Origin of the sequence: Streptomyces sp. NPDC007088, from assembly GCF_042869355.1 — a bacterium.
Taxonomy (GTDB): domain Bacteria; phylum Actinomycetota; class Actinomycetes; order Streptomycetales; family Streptomycetaceae; genus Streptomyces.
Genome location: NZ_JBIAFO010000004.1, coordinates 106535 through 122541, shown reverse-complemented (window position 1 = coordinate 122541; position 16007 = coordinate 106535). Strand labels below are relative to the sequence as shown.

The window sequence follows — 16007 nt, the reverse complement described above, 5'->3', positions numbered from 1 at the left end:
GGAGGACCGTATGAGCCGTTTGAGCGTCGCCACCTACGTCTACGCCGTTCGCCGCTGCGGGGGCGCCGAGGTGCACGTCCCCGGGCACCCCGGCGGTGGCGCGGTGCGACTGCTGCCGTTCGGGGCGCTGGTCGCCGTCGTGCAGGACGTGCCCGCCGAGGACTTCACGCGGGAGGCGATGCGGCGCCGCCTCGCCGACCCCGGGGAACTGGAGCGGTGCGCGCGGACCCACGACGCGATCGTGACGGCCTGCGCCGACAGCGCGCCCACCGTGCCGCTGCCGCTCGCCACGCTGTACGCCAACGACGTGCGGGCCCGCGCGGCGCTTGAGGAGCGCGAGGAGGACTTCGGCGCGGCGCTGCACCGCCTGGCGGGGCATGTCGAGTGGGCGGTCAAAGTGCACCGGGACGGCGCGGGCCCGGTCCTCGGCGGCGCTGCGGGGCCGGCCCCGGCGGCCGGTCCCGCCGAGGAACCCGCGGGGCCCGGCGGCGGGCACACGTCCTCGCGCGAGGTAAGCGAACGGCGGGGGCAGCACGAACAGGGCCTGCACGTGGCCGATCTGGTGGACCGGACGGTGCGCTCGGTGGCGGTCGCGGCGGTCCGCCGCAGGCCGCACGGCGTCGAGGTGACGGGCCTGGACCGTCCGCAGGTGATGAACGCCGCGTATCTGGTCGCGCGGGAGGACCACGTCCGGCTCAGCAGGCTGATCAGCACGCTGGAGGCCGATCCCCGGCTGCGGGGCTACGCCGTGGAGGCCACCGGCCCCCGGGTGCCGTACTCCTTCGCGGGCGACGAGGACCCGCGCGGGGAGACGGTGTGAAGGCGCCGCCGCGCGACGGTCAGGAGCGGCCGCGTCACGCCAGCTCCTGAGCCCGGTCCGGCCCCGGCCCACCGCGCGCACCGCTGTGCGGCGGCGTCCGGCATCAGTTCAGCACGCGGACCGGGGCTCCTTCGGCGTAGGCCCTGATGTTGTCCGCCGCCTGCCCGTAGAAGACCTCGTAGGTGCCCTCGGTGACGTATCCGAGGTGCGGGGTCAGGACGGTGCGCGGGGCGGTGCGCAGCGGGTGGCCGGCCGGCAGCGGCTCGACGTCGTACACGTCGAGGCCCGCCCCGGCGATCCGCCCTTCGTGCAGAGCCTCGACGAGGGCGGGGGTGTCGATCAGCGGGCCGCGCGAGGTGTTGACGAGGTAGGACTCCGGCCGCATCCACGACAGTTCCGTGCGTCCGACGAGGCCGGTGCTGCGTTCGCTCAGCTTGTAGTGGACGGTGACGACGTCGGCGGTGGAGAAGAGTTCGCGCTTGGGGACGGGCTCGGTCCCGAGTTCGCGTGCCCGCTGCGGGTCGAGGTTGCTGCTCCACGCGAGCACCCGCATCCCGAAGGCCCGCCCGATCGCGGCGACCCGCGCGCCCAGCCGGCCGAGGCCGACCACGCCGAGCACGCGGCCGTCGAGATCACCGCCGAGAGTGTGCTGCCAGCCGCCCTCCCGCATCCCGGCGGCCTCGTCGGGCAGGTGGCGCACGAGGGACAGGATGAGGCCCCAGGTCAGTTCGGGGGTGGCGGAGACGGGGCTCCGCGTCCCGCACACGGTGACGCCCCGTTCGCGGGCGGCCGCCAGGTCGATGGAGGCGTTGGCCATGCCGGTGGTGACGAGCAGCCGCAGGGCCGGCAGCGCTTCCAGGCGTGCGCGGGTGAACGGGGTCCGCTCGCGCATCGCCACGATCACCTCGCAGTCCCCCACGGCGGCGACCAGTTCCTCGGTGCTCGTGAGGGGGTCGTGGTGGAAGACGACCTCCGCCCCGAGTGCGGACCAGTCGGCGAATCGGTGGGCGACCTTCTGGTAGTCGTCCAGCACGGCGACGCGCACGGTGTGTCCCTTCGACGGCGGATGACGGATCGGCGCCGATCCTAGGCGGTCGTCCGGTCGTCCGGTCGTCCGGTCGTCCCGTCGTCCCGTCTTCCGGCCGTTCGTTCGGGCGACTGCCTGGGGGCGGCCTGGGGGCGGGAGGGGCCGCCCGGAGCGCGGGCGCGCGCTGGAGGGCGCGTCACCCCGCGGCCGTGTCCTCCCGGTCGGAGCGCGGCCACACGTAGGGCAGGTCCTCCGGGGCCCCGGGGAACCGGGGCAGGTAGAAGTCCGGGGCCTTGCGGACGAGGGCCGAGCGGTGGCTGAGATGGAACTCCTCGTCGCCGAGCCACGGCGGGAGTTCACCGGCACGGGCCAGCACGTCCTGCGTACGGACCCGGCTGATCCCCCGGGCCGCGCGCAGGTCGGCCCGCAGACTCGCGGCGCACGTGTCGGCCCGGCCGGTACGGGTCCACTCGGCGCACACGTCGAGTCCGTAGCGCACGAGGGCCTCCTCGTAACCGGTCCACATGCGCACCGCCGGGTGGCGGCGCCAGCCGTGGCCGGGCACGGTCAGGCCGCGCAGCACCTGGAGCGCTTCGACGCGCTGCTTGCCGAGGCGACGGGCGTCGAGGGACTGGGCGCTGCGGACGAAGTCCGGGTACGGCAGGAAGGTCTGCATGACGGGTCCCTACCGCACCCGGGCCCCGATGGTGCGTGTCCGGCGCGGGCTTCAGCCGATGGGGAGCCTCTCGCGGGCGGCCGCCGTGGCCGATCCCGCCGCCGAGCGCGCCGAGTGGGAGGCGTCGGCGAGGGTGTGTCGCGCGCTGTCGGCCACCTCCTGCGCGGCGTGCGTGGCCTGACGGGCCGTGGCCAGGGCCTCCCGTTTGCCGGAGCGGGCGGCGGCGCGGGTGCGGTAGGCGACGGACGGTTTCCCGTGGGTGTCGGCCGCCGCGACGAGCAGTCCGCCGAGCAGGGACAGGTCCTTCGTGAACTGCACCCGGGCCCGCCTGCGCTCATCGGGGTCCTCCGCCGTCCGCCAGGCGTGGCCGGACAGCGTGGTCGGCAGGAGGCTCGCGGCCAGGGCGAGGGCGCAGACCCGCGGGGAGCGGCCGAGGGCGAGCAGGGTGCCGGCGCCGAGTTGCACCGCGCCGTTGAGGCGGGCAAGTCGCACCGGGTCCTTCGTCAGAGGCCCGGTCCGGGCCGCGAGGGGCACCAGCACCGGAGCGGCGGCCGACGCGGCGGCGTGCGGGTCGCGAAGGGTGCGCAGTCCCCCGCTGACGAAGGACGAGGCGAGCAGCGGACGGGCGATTCTCCTGAGGACAGCCATGGCGCTCGCCTGCCCGGGTGGCGCGACGGCATGCCCGGACGGGACGGGCGGACGGCACGGTGACTCTGGGCCCGGTCCGCGAGGCCGGTCCGGTGCGGTGCGCGTCGTCAGGGAGGCGGCGGGGCAGGTGCCGGACAAGGGGGCGACGCTGGATGATGGGCCCGCGCCTGCGCGAGGATGCCCCGGCGCCCCGGGCCCCGGCCGTCCAGGTCCTGTGACCTGAGACCGGGACCTGACGACCTAAGACCTGAGCGAGGAGTGGCAGATGCCCCACGAACGAGCCGGACAGCCCGCGCGGCCGGAGAACCTCACCGACGTCGCCCGGCTGGTGACGGCGTACTACGCGCTGCACCCGGACCCCGAGGACCCGGCCCAGCGGGTGAGCTTCGGCACCTCGGGACACCGGGGTTCCTCGACCTCGACGGCCTTCAACGAGGACCACATCGCGGCGACCAGTCAGGCGATCTGCGAGTACCGGGCCCGCCAGGGCACGGACGGCCCCTTGTTCCTCGGGGCGGACACGCACGCGCTGTCCGAGCCGGCGAAGGTGACCGCGCTGGAGGTGTTCGCCGCGAACGAGGTGACGGTCCTCGTCGACGCGGCGGACGGCTACACCCCGACCCCGGCGGTGTCGCACGCGATCCTGACGTACAACCGGGGGCGCGGCGAGCACCTCGCGGACGGCGTGGTGGTGACGCCCTCGCACAACCCGCCCGGTGACGGCGGCTTCAAGTACAACCCGCCGAGCGGCGGACCGGCCGGTTCGGAGGCGACGGGCTGGATTCAGGACCGGGCCAACCAGATCATCGCGGGCGGGCTCAAGGAGGTGCGCCGCGTCCCGTACGCGCGGGCCCTCGCGGCGCCGACGACGGACCGTTACGACTTCCTGGGCACCTACGTCGATGATCTGTCCTCGGTCCTCGACCTGGAGGCGGTGCGCGGCGCGGGGGTGCGGATCGGGGCGGACCCGCTGGGCGGGGCCTCGGTGGACTACTGGGCGCGGATCGGGGAGCGTTACGGCCTCGACCTCACGGTCGTCAATCCGCTGACCGATCCCACCTGGCGGTTCATGACGCTCGACTGGGACGGGAAGATCCGGATGGACTGCTCCTCGCCGTACGCGATGGCCTCGCTCATCGAACAGCGGGACCACTTCCAGATCGCGACCGGCAACGACGCGGACGCGGACCGGCACGGCATCGTCACCCCGGACGCGGGACTGATGAACCCCAACCACTACCTGTCCGTCGCGATCGGCTACCTGTTCTCGCACCGTCCCCGGTGGCCGGTGGCCGCCGGGATCGGCAAGACGCTGGTGTCCTCGGGGATGATCGACCGGGTCGCCTCCGACGTGGGGCGCACGCTCGTCGAGGTACCGGTCGGCTTCAAGTGGTTCGTGGACGGGCTGAGCGACGGTTCGCTCGGTTTCGGCGGCGAGGAGTCGGCGGGCGCCTCGTTCCTGCGCAAGGACGGCTCCGTGTGGACCACCGACAAGGACGGCATGCTGCTCGCGCTGCTGGCCTCGGAGATCCTGGCCGTGACGGACAAGACGCCCTCCGAGCACTACGCCGGGCTGACCGCGCGCTTCGGCGCCCCGGCGTACGCGCGGATCGACGCGCCCGCGACGCGTGCGGAGAAGGCGGTGCTCGCGAAGCTGTCGCCCGATCAGGTGAGGGCCGGCACGCTGGCCGGGGAGCCGGTCACCGGGGTGCTGACCGAGGCCCCGGGCAACGGCGCGGCGATCGGCGGCATCAAGGTGACGACGCGGAGCGCGTGGTTCGCGGCGCGCCCCTCGGGCACCGAGGACGTGTACAAGGTCTACGCCGAGTCCTTCCAGGGCCCTGAGCATCTCGCGCTCGTCCAGGAGGAGGCCAAGGCCGTGGTCGCGGCGGCGCTCGAAGGCTGAGCCTCCTGTGGCCGGGGCGCGGGCGGCGGCCGGGCCGCGAGGCGTCCGCGCTTCGGCCGTACGGCCTACGGAGGGTGCGCGGGAGGGGCGGCCTGCTCAAGGTGGGCACATGCGCCTTCCCGCCGCCCCCTCCCCCGCTCTCCCGGGGCCCGCGGAACCCGCGGGGTTCTCCGGGCCCCCCGGCCTCCGCCGTACCGCCGCGTTCCTCGCGTTCAGCACGGTCGCGGCGCTCACCGCGGGCTGGCCGCTCGTGGCGCGCGCGGTGCCGGACGGCGAGGGGCTGGGTGCGGGACAGGTGTTACGCCTGGGTCCCATATCGACCCAGCGGGTGAGCCTGCGGGTCACGGGCGTGGGCTGGCGGCTGAGCCGCGACCGGAGCGACACGGGCACGGACTTCGTACTGACCCGGGACGGGATACGGCTGCGCGCGAGCCGGGTGGGGCTGACCCGGCCGCAGGACGCGGACCGGCTGTGGACCGGTCTGCGGCAGGTGCTGCGCGCCTCCGACGGAGGGGCTCGGCTCGGGGCGCCGCGTGTGGTGCGTACCGACACGGGGCGCGCGGGGCAGACGGGGAGCGTCTCGGAGGGCGGGCGTTCGGGGCGGGCCTTCGCCTTCGCGTCCCCGGCGCGTGACTACGGGCTTCAGGTGGTGGTCCTCGGGGAGCCGGGCGCGGACGCGGGAGCCCTGCGGGAGGGCTACGCGCTCGCGCGTACGGCCGTCTTCGCGCGGGAGGGGGTGTGAGCGGCCTGGACCCGGCGATGGTCCCGGCGCCACAACCGGCGGCACCGCCCGCCGGGGCCGTGTCCGGTGCCGGCGGGCGGGACGCCCTGCGGGCGCGGGCGGGGCGGGCGGGACTCGTGTGGGCGCTGGCGGCGGTGTGCGCGGTGGGTCTGGTGGTGCTCGGCTGGAGTTTCCGGGGGACGGTGCGGGTCTTCGCCGGTACGGCGGTGCTCTCCGCCTTCCTCCTCCTGGTCGCGCTGTACGCCGGTGTCACGGCTCTGCGCAGAATCCGTCCGCTGCGGGCCCCGCCGCGTGGCTGGTCCTGGGCCGGGGTGTGCTGGGGCGGTACGGCGGCGACGGGCTGCGCGCTGCTGGCCAACGGCGGCCTGTCGGCCCTGTGGTCACGGATCGGCGGCGTCGGCTTCGGTTCCTCGTGGGGGGCCGCTCTGACGGCGCCGCTCAACGAGGAGTGGCTGAAGACGGCCGGGGTGGTTCTGATCGCGGTCGCCGTACCGGTGCGGATGCGCGGCCCGATGGACGGCTGGACGCTCGGCGCGTTCACCGGTATCGGCTTCCAGATGACGGAGAACTGGACGTACGCGATGAACAGCGTGCTCATGGACGGGGGTACGTCGGCGGGCGATTCGGCGCTCCAGTCGATCGTGGGCCGCGTCGGCTTCACGGGGCTCGGCTCGCACTGGACGATGTCGGCGGTCGCGGGCACGGGCGTGGGGCTGTTGCTGTGCGGGCCGCCCTCGACCTGGCGGGGGCGGCTGGCCGGGGCGGCCGGCTGTCTGCTGACCGCGATGGCGATGCACTGGTTCTTCAACGCGCCCCTGCTGGTGGGCGTGGTGGGCACGGCGGCGAAGACGGGTCTCAACTTCTGTGTGGCGCTCGGTTTCTATGTGGTGCTGCGCCACCGGCTGCGACGGCGTGCGCGTGCGGTGCTGTTGTCCCCCGGTACGCACCCCGGCGCGGCCCGCCTGCTGACCCGGGGCGGTCGTCGACGCGCCCGCGCGGCGCTCCCGCTGGGTCCGGGCCGGGACGCCCACGCCCGGCTGACGACGGCCCAGTTGGACCTGTTGGAGGAGACGGCGGCCACCGGGCACCCGCGTCCGGCCCTCGCGCGGGCGCTCACCGAACGGGTGACGGCCGCCCGGGTCGCCGTGCCCACTCCGTGACATGAGGGAGTGGGGTCGCCGCGCGGGAAGCACGGTAGCGTGTCGGCCCTCGCGGCGGGGACCGGATCGCGGACTTCTCCCCGGGGTCGCGCGGCGCAGGCATGGACGGCCCGGGGAGAGGGCATAGGATCGCGCAGATTCAGCGAAGGGATGGCAGTGCGATGGCCTCAGGCATCTGCCCGTGCGGCGGCTCATTCAGTACCGGCGACCCGGGCCCGGACGGCCGGATCACAGCCCTCGTCCACCGGGACGCGGACAGCAACGTCGGGCCGTGCCCCTTGGAGCAGCGGGAGAGCACACCGGGGGTGCGGGGGCGGGAGCCGGGCCAGTGACGGCACGCCGGGGCGCGCGGCCTCAGCCGCACGCCCCGGCGGGGTTCAGGCGGCGGCCGGGCTGTACGGCATACAGGTCCGGGTCGCCGCGAGCGCCGTGGCCGGCGTCGGCGTCAATATCCCCCCGACGACCGGCACGGCCACCAGGAATCCCAGAACGATGAATCTGCCGAGCCCAGAGAGCCGTTTGGTGCTTTTCACTACAGGAATCTCCTCGATCCATTTATTTGCATGCACCACAGAGATGACGGCCGGAAGTCGGCACGACATGCCCGCTGCGGCGCGTTCTCGCATGCAGATAGTAGATCAACCACAAAGCACTCACGCACCACTTCGCGAGCAATGATCGTGAGGATTCCGGGGAAATTCCCAGGGTCATTGAATATCTTTTTGGCATATGCCAGGGCAGTATTCAGATGCTATCCGGCAGCCCCTCGTCCGCCGCGAGCGCCCTGAGCGCACGGAGCGTGTGGGCCGCCTCGGAGCGCGAGCCCAGACTGTTGCTGATCTCCAGGCTCTGCCGGAGATGCTCGGCCGCCGCCCGCGCCTGCCCCATCGCCTGCTCGGTCCGGCCAAGATCGTACAGAACGGTCGCCTCGTCACCCCGAGCACGGAGTTGACGCAGCAAGGCAAGGGAAGCCAAGTGTCGCGGGACGGCTTCGACGTACCGGTGGGCCACCCGCAGCGCCCTCCCCAGGCCGTTCAGCGCCAGGGCCTCCCCCCGGGTGTCACCCACGCTACGGAGCGCCGGCAGGGCCCGCTCCAGCAGACTCAGCGCCTCCTCCGCCTCACCGAGAGTCGTCAGGACGGTGGCCAGATTGATCTGGAGAGTGGCGTTGTCCCCACGCCCACTGCTCGATTCGAAAACCTTGATCGCCTGCCGGTAAGCGTGTTCCGCCGACTGGGTCCGGCCAATACGCTGATAAAGCTCGGCGATATTGTTCAGAGCTCGGTACAGACCCCGTCGATCACCCACCGCGGTAAATCCGGATATCGCTGGAACAAGGCACTCGACAGCTTGTTGATCATCCCCCGTGTGCAGGGCGAGAATCCCCATCAGGTTGTTGCCCCGCGCCAACTGCCGAGCGTCATTGGAGCGGAGGCGCATGGCTCGCTTCACGAATGGCCGCGCGTACCGGTATTTCCCGACGTACCACAACGACGTCGCCAGTTGATGCAGCGCCTCCGCCTCGATGGGCGGGAGGTCCTGGGAGCGCGCCAGTGACAGCGCCCCGAGGGCCGCACGGCGCGCGTCCCCGTACTTGCCCCGATGCGCGCACACCGCGCTCAGATCGAGCAGCGCGGCCGCCGTCGCGCTCGCCTCACCGGCGGCCCGCCAGTACGTCACGGCTCCGCGCTGGAGGGGTTCAGCCGTCGCCAGATAGCCCTCCGCATCAAGGAACCCGCTCAACACGTGTACGAACAAGGCGAGTTGGTCTTCAGGTCCATTGGCGCGCAGCCACTCCAGAGCACCGAGGAGATTGGCCCCCTCCCTGACGAACCACTCCGTGGCGGCGTCCGGCCCCTCCTGGGCGCTCGCACCGCGGGCCCAGGAGCGTGACCCGGGAACCGGTGCGCGCACGCGCCACGCGTAGGCCGCCCGGTCGGCGTGATCGGCGGCGCGGAGATAGTGGTCCACGAGGCGTAGGCGAGCCTGGCGGGCCTCGGCCTCGGTGTCCACCTCGGCGAGTCCGTCGACCTCCGCGCGAATTGCGCCATCTCCTCCCACCAGAAGGCGGGCGTACGAACGCAACAGATCATGCATGCCGTACCGGTGCGGACTGGGTTCTATGATCATGTGCCTGACGAGCAATTCTTCGATTACGCGTTCGGCCGTTGCCACCGGAAGATCCGCCAGTGCCGCCACAGCCTCAGGACCGAACTCGTTTCCGAAATGCATACCGGCCCGGCGGAAAACCAGTTTCTGGAGGGGCGTAAGCACACGATAGGAGGATGCGATCACCTGCGTGATCGCCTTCTCGCCATCACGTAGCTCCCCTAACCGGTCAGGTCCACTCAGTAATTTCTCCAAAAGATCGGACACTCGCCAGGAAGGGTGCGAAAGGAGCCTACTGGACACCAGTTCGATCGCCAGGGGGAGGCCGGCGCAGAGTCTGACCACGCGCTGGACCTCGGGTTTCCAGGCATCCGGCTCCAGTCCGACCCGGTGCAGGAAGAGGGCGGCAGCGTCCTCCTGCGGCAGTGGCGGGAGGGTGAGGTGCCGGACGCCTGTCAGCCCGTTGAGCCGCTGCCGGCTGGTCACCACGACGGCCGCCGGGGAGTCGCCCGGCAGGAGTTCCCTGACCTGTTCGGGCCCTGCCGCGTCGTCGAGCAGTACCGCGATCCGGCGCTCCCTCAGCACGCCGCGCCACAGGGCGACGAGTTCGTGCCGCCGGTGCGGGATACGTTCGGCCGGGAACTCCAGGAGCCGCAGCAGCTCGGTGAGCGCCTGCTCCGGAGTGAGGGGCGCGTGCCCCGGCGTGTGGCCGCGCAGGTTCACGTACAACCGGCCGTCCGGGAACTGGTCCCGCAGCCGGTGGAACACATGTACGGCCAGCGCGGTCTTGCCCAGTCCGCCCATGCCTCCCAGCGCCTCGACCGTCACCACGGAGCCGGCCGCGCCGGCCTTCGGGCTGAGGGCCGTGGTGAGCCTGCGCACCTCCTCGCGCCGCCCGACCCACGACACGTCCCTGGGCAGGTTGTCCGGGCAGCCCGCACGCCTGCGGGCGGTCGGCTCCGAGGGCGGGTCCAGGAGGTCGCCGGCCGGCGTCCCGGCCAGTACCCCGGAGTGGATCGCGGTCAGGCGCTCACCTATGTCGATCCCGGTGCGCCGCACGATGCGCTGTCGGGCCGACCTGAGCACCGCGGCCGCCTCCCCCGTTCGGCCGCTCCCGTGCAGGGCCAGTGCGTACTGGGCGACGAGACGCTCGTCGACGGGCCGGTCCTCCAGCAACGGCACCAGCAACGGCACCGCCTCCTCGTACCGGCCGGCCCGCATGAGCATCGTCGCGCGCAGACTCCGGGCGCCGATCCGCGCGTCCCCCACGGTGGCGCGCAGCCGCTCGACCCAGGCCGTGTCCAGTCCCGCCAGCGGCTCCCCGCGCCACAGCGCGTCGGCTTGGTCGAGGACCTGCCACGCCTCGCCTCCGGCGCCGCCTCTCGACAGCGCCCGCGCGCGACGCAACAGATCGGTGTAGCGGTGCAGGTCCACCTGATCCGGCTCGACCGCGAGCAGGTAGGCGTTGCCCCTGTTGACGATCATCGACGCGTCGAGACGGCACTCGCGCAGCGCCCGGCGGACCCGGGAGACATGGCTGTGCAGCGCTTCCCTGGCCTTGAGCGGGGCATCCTCGCCCCAGACCCTGCGGACGAGGCTCTCCACGCCCACGGTGTTCCCGGCCTCCCAGGCCAGGACGGCGAGCGTCAGCCGGGTCTTCGGTGGCCCGAGGGCATGGCAGATGCCGGCCGTACGAATTTCGACCGAACCCGAAAGCCGAATCTCGAATTCCACCAACGCCCCCCTACGGAAAGGGCTTGTGTCCAAGCGACCAAGACTGACATGGGATCATCGAAATCGACTACATGGCATCAATCGATGTCCAAAACTGATCGACTCCTTCGTCATCTCGTTGGGCGGCGCCGAAAACCGGGGAGAACTTCAGGGCACCAAAAGGGCGATTATTGCCACGGGCATATGCTGAGTGACTGAATACGCTTCGGGGGATCAAGGAATGCCACTTTCGTCGTCGTGGGACGCCGGGGCCCTTCACCGGGCGGTCGCCCGGTGGCAGCACCAGCGCTGGTCTCCGGCCTGGCTCGAACTGTCCGGCATCGTCCTGCCGTTGACCGCCGGGGACGAGAGGCTCGCGCGGTTGTGGTGGCAGACGCCCGCCGGCTCCGCGTTCAGCGCCGCCCTGTGCGCCCGCGCCGCGCAGGATCCGGAGACCGGCCATCGTCTCGGCTCGTGGCTGGAGCGGTACGCGGCGCCCGGTACGCCGTCATCCGCGCACGGGAACGCGGTGAGCGGGAGCGTACTCAACGGGCCGACGGTGCAGTCCGGAACGATTCACGGCGGGGTCCACTTCCACGCGGCCTCCCCGGCGTCCGCCTCCCCGAGACCGGTGCCCCGCCAGCTGCCCCCGACGCGCAACTGGCTGGCCGACCGGCGAGCGGACCTGCGCGCGCTCGACCGGCTCGGCGCGGGCGAGCATCCGGTCCTGCTGGTGGTCAGCGGCTTCGCCGGGGTCGGGAAGACCACACTCGTCGCCCGCTGGCTGAAGGACCGGGTGGACCACTACCCGGACGGTCAGCTGTACGCGGATCTGGGCGGGCACCGGGCGGAGGGCCGGGACGGGCCGGTCGCACCCGCCTCGGTCCTGAGCGCCTTCCTCCGGGCCCTGGGCGCGAGCGCCGTCCCCGACGAGTTCTCCGAGCGCGTCACGCTGTGGCGGTCACTCACCTGGGAGCTGCGACTGATCCTCATGCTGGACAACGTGGCCACCTCCGCCCAGGTCCGCCCCTTGTTGCCCGGCTCCTCGACCGGGCTCACGGTCGTCACCAGCAGGCAACGGCTCACCGGGCTGGCCCCCGACGGTGCGCTGACCCATCACCTCCGCCCCCTGCCGCCCGACGCGGCGGTCGAACTGCTGGCGACGGGCGGTGGCGCGCGGGTGGCCAGGGAGCCGGCCGCCGCGCGGGAGGTGGTGACCCTGTGCGCGGGGCTGCCCCTCGCGGTCTGTCTGGCCGCGGCCCAGCTCGCCGCGCGTCCCGAGCACACCGTCTCCGCCCTGGCCAGCACGCTGGCCCAGGGCGGAGGACCTCTCGCCGCCCTGCGTGTGGACGGCGAGGCCGTCGTCCGCACGGCGCTCGACCTCGCCCACGCGTCACTGCCCGAGCAGGCCGCGGCTCTCTATCGCGCGCTCGGTGTCCTGCCCCCGGAGCGTTTCGAGCTGTCCCTGCTGACGGCCCTGTGCGGTACCGGATCCGGGCCCGAAGCGTCCCGGGAGGCCGAGTTCGCGGTCAACGCGCTGCTGGAGGCACACCTTTTGGAGGAGACCGGTCCGGGCGTGCACCGCTTCCACGATCTCGTCCGGCCTCATGCCGCGCTGCGGGGCGAGCAGGCGGACGACGGCGAGCGCGAGCGATACGGGTGCCGGTTCCTGCGGTGGTGTCTGGCCGGCGCCACCGAGGCCGAACGCCTCCTGACCCCGAGCCACCGCAGACCCAAGGGCGTCGAGCCGCCCGCACCCGTCGCCTGCACGGCACTGGAGGACGCGCCGCAGGCACTCGGCTGGCTGAGCGATCACGGGCCCGCCCTCCTGGAGGCGGTACGGCTCGCCCACGCGGCCGGCTGGGACGCCCTGTGCTGGCAGTTGGTGGATGCCATGTGGCCCTATTTCCAGCGTATTCGTCCGCGAGGCGCGTGGAGCGAGGCGCACCGTCTGGGTCTGCACGCCGCGGAACGGGCGGGTTCCCGCGCCGGGGTGGCCCGGATGCTGACGTCCGGGGCCGTCGGGCTGCGGGAGGACGGCCGGTTCGATGAGGCCCGGGACTGGTACCGGCGCGCGCTGGACCTGGCGCGCGCGGACGGGGATCTCAAGGAGCAGGCCCAGGCGCACAACGGGCTGGGACACCTGGCGATGCTGACCGGCCGGTTCACGGAGGCGCGCGAGCATCTCGCAAGGGGACTCACGTTGCGGGAGTCCGTCGGCTACCACCGGGGGGCCGCGCTGAGCCGGGTGCGGCTGGGTGAAGTCGCGCTGGCGCAGGGACATCACGAGGACGCCGTCCGAGAGCTGTCCCGTGCGCGCGCCGAACTGGCCAGTCTGGAGGAGACCTACGAGGCGGCTCGCGCCACCGCCCTGACGGGCCGTGCGACCGCCCTTCGCGGAGAGCCGGACGCGGGCTCCCGGCTCGTCGAGGAGGCCCTGCGCGTCTTCGGTGCGGCGGGCACCCGCTCGCCGCACTGGGAGGGCACCTGCCTGGTCTGGCTCGGGGACATCGCCGAACAGCAGGGTGACCGTGAGACGGCGCGTGACCGGCTGGCAGCGGCACACGCCGTCCTCAGGCTGCTCGATCCGGCCAAGGCCGAGCGGATCCGCGAACGGCTGGAGAGCGGGCCGGGAACGGTGTCCTGACCCGCCGTTTCAGCCAGGTGCGACGTCTCAGCCGCCGCCGTACCCCTCGTCCACGAGCACTCCCCGCACCTCGCCGGGCCGGCCACCGCGCACCGTCCAGGCGTGCAGTAGGGAGAGCAGGAGGTGACCGGGGACCGGGCCGGCGAGGGTGCCGCCCTCGCCGGTCCGCCCTCTCCACACGACGCCCTCGCGCGTGGCCGCCCCCGCGAACAGACAGCCCGGGTGGCGCCGCACCAGGGCGTCGGTGTCGCGGCGGGCCGTCGCGAGGGTCCGGACCGTTCCCGCGAGGACGACGTCCGCGCAGTCGGCGATCCGCAGCCCCTCGGCCGTGTCCGTGTCGGCCCAGAGGTGGCGGTCCGGGGTGCCCGTACCGCCCTTCCCGTCTACTGCCGGCCCGGGGTGCCCGAGCGCGGTCAGGCGGAACGTCCGTGTCAGTGGCGAGGCCCACGCCCGCCACAGGAACCGGACCGGGGTCCGCGTCCGTTCACCGGCCCGCCCCTCCCCGCCCAGGCGTACCGTCACCCAGGCCGCGCAGGGGGGCGAGTCGAGTCCGGTCACCGGCGGGTCCGCGGTCACGACGCCTCCTCCCTGGCCGGGGTCTCCCAGTCGGACAGGCCGGGGGGCAGCGGCGGCGGCACCGGACCGGCATCCCGGGCGGGCTCCCCGAGCGCCAGCTGCCGGTACAGCAGCCTGCGCATCCTGCGATGGAACTCCCCGGGTGCGGAGGACAGTTGGGTCGCCACCTCGGCGTAGCGGCCCGGTTGGTGCTCATGGCTCACGTGCCGCAGCTGCTCGTCGAGCGAGTGCAGGGGCGAGATGACCGGGGCGATCGCCGACAGCAGGGCGGCGGGTGAGTACGCGGAGATCCCCCGCCCCGCCCCGGGTGTGAGGATCAGGGCCGCGTCGGTCAGCGTCGCGTAGGCGGTCAGGGAGCCGTGGTCTCCGACGACGACGTCGGCGGCTATGAGCAGGGACTGCCAGTCGGCTTCCGGCGGCACCACGGCCACGGGGCGCCCCCGCAGCCCGGCGAGCCAGCTGCGTACCTGCCATCTCCCGTGACCCGCCCAGACGTTGGGGTGGATGAGGAAGGCCGCACGGTAGCGGTCCCGCGGCAGACCGCCGATCAGTTGCGGCAGCAGGGCGTCCAGGCGGCCGAAGGTGGAGGTCGCTCCCCACGTCGAGGTCACCACCACGAGCTTCTGCCCCTTGCCGACGCCGAGGGCCTGCCGGTACCGCTCGCGCTGTGGGACACCGGCCCTGATGCCGTCGACGCACGGATCTCCCACGACGTGTGCCACCGGCACCGCCTCCGGGCAGAAGCGGGCGAGTTCCCGCACGTCCCGCTCGTGCGCGTAGGCCAGGGCGGCGGGCACCACACGGCCCCCCTGCGTCACATGGGTGCGGCTCAGCATGCCGGGAGGCCGCTCCTCGTCCGGGGACGCCCCCACGGGACCCGGCACCGGCTTGATGTGACCGGCGCCGTGTGAGACGCGGACGACCGGAGCACGCACCTCGTGCATGCCACGCGATCCGGCGGCGAGTGCGAGGTCGAACTCCGCGCTCACCGCCTCGCTCCAGGGCACGGTGGTGATGCCGAGATCGCGCAGGTACTCCACGACGCCCGTACCGAAGGCGTGCGGGGCGACGGTGAAGATCACCTGGACCCGCAGGTCGGCCTCCAGGAGACTGACGAAGGCCCGCAGTCGCTGCGCGTACGTCACCGTGTGGACGACGACCAGGACCCGTTTGCAGCCCTGGACGGTGAGCCACCTCCCCTGTTCGATCAGCGCTGTTCTCGTGTATGCCACAGACACGTGCTCCCCCATGGTGGTCGGCTGCGTACAACGTTCCGCACGAGCTGATGCCCGGAAGCCTTGGCCCTTTCCTTGCCGTCCCCTTGCAGGGACCTTGCCGCGCAGGCCCGGCCCGTGGCGCGGGGTGGCGAACACGCACCCCGCGGCGTGCTGGGGGGTGGACGCCACGGGCCCTGGCGGGCCGTTCCGCTCGCCACTACGCTCGCCGTCCATGACATCTGTGTGGCCGCAGGGCGCGGACGGGGTGCTTGTGCTGCCCTCCGGCCGGAGCGTGCGGGGGCGGGGGTTGCGGCACGGGGAGCCCGGGGCCGGTGGGGCGCTGCCCGCCTTCGGGGTGTATCTGCTGGGGAAGGCGCCGCCCGAGCCGGTGTGGGAGTACCGGTGGGTGCGCTGGCCGGACTTCCGGCTGCCCGCCGACCGGGCCGGGTTCGCGGCGGTACTGCGTGAGGTGTGGGAGCGCTGCGCCGCCGAGCGGGTCGAGGTGGCGTGCGGGGGCGGGTACGGGAGAACCGGTACCGCGCTGGCCTGCCTGGCGGTTCTCGACGGGGTGCCGCCCTCGGCGGCGGTGACCTACGTACGCCGTCACTACGCGGCGCGGGCGGTGGAGACGCCGTGGCAACGGCGGTTCGTGGCCCGGTTCGCGGCCTGAACCGCGCCCCGTGCCGCCACGGGCGCCCCGCGGCCCCCGCCACGAGGACCGGTCGGGCGTGCCCGTCGCCAGGGCCGCGCGGGCACCGTGCCCACG

The 16007-nt window shown here is 73.2% G+C and carries 13 protein-coding genes; 6 read left to right on the top strand and 7 right to left on the bottom strand.

The annotated features are described in order from the left end of the window. The first annotated feature begins 10 nt into the window (after nucleotides 1–10). On the top strand, nucleotides 11–820 hold the full coding sequence (locus tag ACFYMP_RS08475) for a GvpL/GvpF family gas vesicle protein (protein ID WP_388852602.1): 810 nt from the start codon (nucleotides 11–13) through the stop codon (nucleotides 818–820). Between the two features lie 103 nt (nucleotides 821–923). Here the strand turns inward: ACFYMP_RS08475 and ACFYMP_RS08470 are convergent, their stop codons facing one another. The 3 genes from ACFYMP_RS08470 to ACFYMP_RS08460 all read right to left on the bottom strand — a co-directional run bounded on the left by ACFYMP_RS08470 (nucleotide 924) and on the right by ACFYMP_RS08460 (nucleotide 3171). Next, nucleotides 924–1865 carry a D-2-hydroxyacid dehydrogenase family protein gene (locus ACFYMP_RS08470; protein ID WP_388852599.1) on the bottom strand — a complete coding sequence of 314 codons (942 nt, stop codon included), beginning with the start codon at nucleotides 1863–1865 and terminating at the stop codon, nucleotides 924–926. 178 nt (nucleotides 1866–2043) lie between these two features. Further along, nucleotides 2044–2523 carry an MSMEG_6728 family protein gene (locus ACFYMP_RS08465; protein WP_388852597.1) on the bottom strand — a complete coding sequence of 160 codons (480 nt, stop codon included), beginning with the start codon at nucleotides 2521–2523 and terminating at the stop codon, nucleotides 2044–2046. A gap of 51 nt (nucleotides 2524–2574) precedes the next feature. After that, nucleotides 2575–3171: a DoxX family protein gene (locus ACFYMP_RS08460; protein WP_388852594.1), complete on the bottom strand. Its 597-nt coding sequence runs from the start codon at nucleotides 3169–3171 to the stop codon at nucleotides 2575–2577. Nucleotides 3172–3436: 265 nt separating this feature from the next. Between ACFYMP_RS08460 and pgm the strand changes: the two genes are divergently transcribed. From pgm to ACFYMP_RS08445, 3 genes are all read left to right on the top strand, one after another. After that, nucleotides 3437–5077 (top strand): phosphoglucomutase (alpha-D-glucose-1,6-bisphosphate-dependent), encoded by a 1641-nt coding sequence (pgm, locus tag ACFYMP_RS08455; protein ID WP_388852591.1) that lies wholly within the window; start codon nucleotides 3437–3439, stop codon nucleotides 5075–5077. Between the two features lie 109 nt (nucleotides 5078–5186). Further along, complete coding sequence (locus ACFYMP_RS08450) at nucleotides 5187–5819, top strand: hypothetical protein (protein ID WP_388852588.1); 633 nt, start codon at nucleotides 5187–5189, stop codon at nucleotides 5817–5819. Beyond that, nucleotides 5816–6979 carry a PrsW family intramembrane metalloprotease gene (locus tag ACFYMP_RS08445; protein ID WP_388852585.1) on the top strand — a complete coding sequence of 388 codons (1164 nt, stop codon included), beginning with the start codon at nucleotides 5816–5818 and terminating at the stop codon, nucleotides 6977–6979. Before ACFYMP_RS08450 ends, ACFYMP_RS08445 begins: the two co-directional genes overlap by 4 nt. Before the next feature lie 377 nt (nucleotides 6980–7356). Here ACFYMP_RS08445 and ACFYMP_RS08440 read toward each other — a convergent pair whose 3' ends face one another. Together ACFYMP_RS08440 and ACFYMP_RS08435 are read right to left on the bottom strand one after the other, a co-directional pair. After that, nucleotides 7357–7605: a hypothetical protein gene (locus ACFYMP_RS08440; protein WP_388852582.1), complete on the bottom strand. Its 249-nt coding sequence runs from the start codon at nucleotides 7603–7605 to the stop codon at nucleotides 7357–7359. Nucleotides 7606–7723: 118 nt separating this feature from the next. Continuing rightward, entirely contained in the window at nucleotides 7724–10822 is a 3099-nt protein-coding gene (locus ACFYMP_RS08435; RefSeq protein ID WP_388852579.1) for a tetratricopeptide repeat protein, read from the bottom strand. Nucleotides 10823–11042: 220 nt separating this feature from the next. On the opposite strand from ACFYMP_RS08435, the gene ACFYMP_RS08430 reads away from it, so the two are divergent. Continuing rightward, nucleotides 11043–13448: an ATP-binding protein gene (locus tag ACFYMP_RS08430; protein ID WP_388852576.1), complete on the top strand. Its 2406-nt coding sequence runs from the start codon at nucleotides 11043–11045 to the stop codon at nucleotides 13446–13448. Nucleotides 13449–13475: 27 nt separating this feature from the next. Here the strand turns inward: ACFYMP_RS08430 and ACFYMP_RS08425 are convergent, their stop codons facing one another. Together ACFYMP_RS08425 and ACFYMP_RS08420 are read right to left on the bottom strand one after the other, a co-directional pair. Continuing rightward, the gene (locus tag ACFYMP_RS08425; protein WP_388852574.1) at nucleotides 13476–14024 is read right to left on the bottom strand and encodes a hypothetical protein; all 549 of its coding nucleotides are present in this window, start codon (nucleotides 14022–14024) and stop codon (nucleotides 13476–13478) included. Further along, nucleotides 14021–15256 carry a hypothetical protein gene (locus ACFYMP_RS08420; protein WP_388852572.1) on the bottom strand — a complete coding sequence of 412 codons (1236 nt, stop codon included), beginning with the start codon at nucleotides 15254–15256 and terminating at the stop codon, nucleotides 14021–14023. The genes ACFYMP_RS08425 and ACFYMP_RS08420 overlap by 4 nt, the downstream gene beginning before the upstream one ends. Nucleotides 15257–15473: 217 nt before the next feature. Between ACFYMP_RS08420 and ACFYMP_RS08415 the strand changes: the two genes are divergently transcribed. Further along, entirely contained in the window at nucleotides 15474–15911 is a 438-nt protein-coding gene (locus ACFYMP_RS08415) for a protein-tyrosine phosphatase family protein (protein ID WP_388852569.1), read from the top strand. Nucleotides 15912–16007 lie beyond the last annotated feature (96 nt).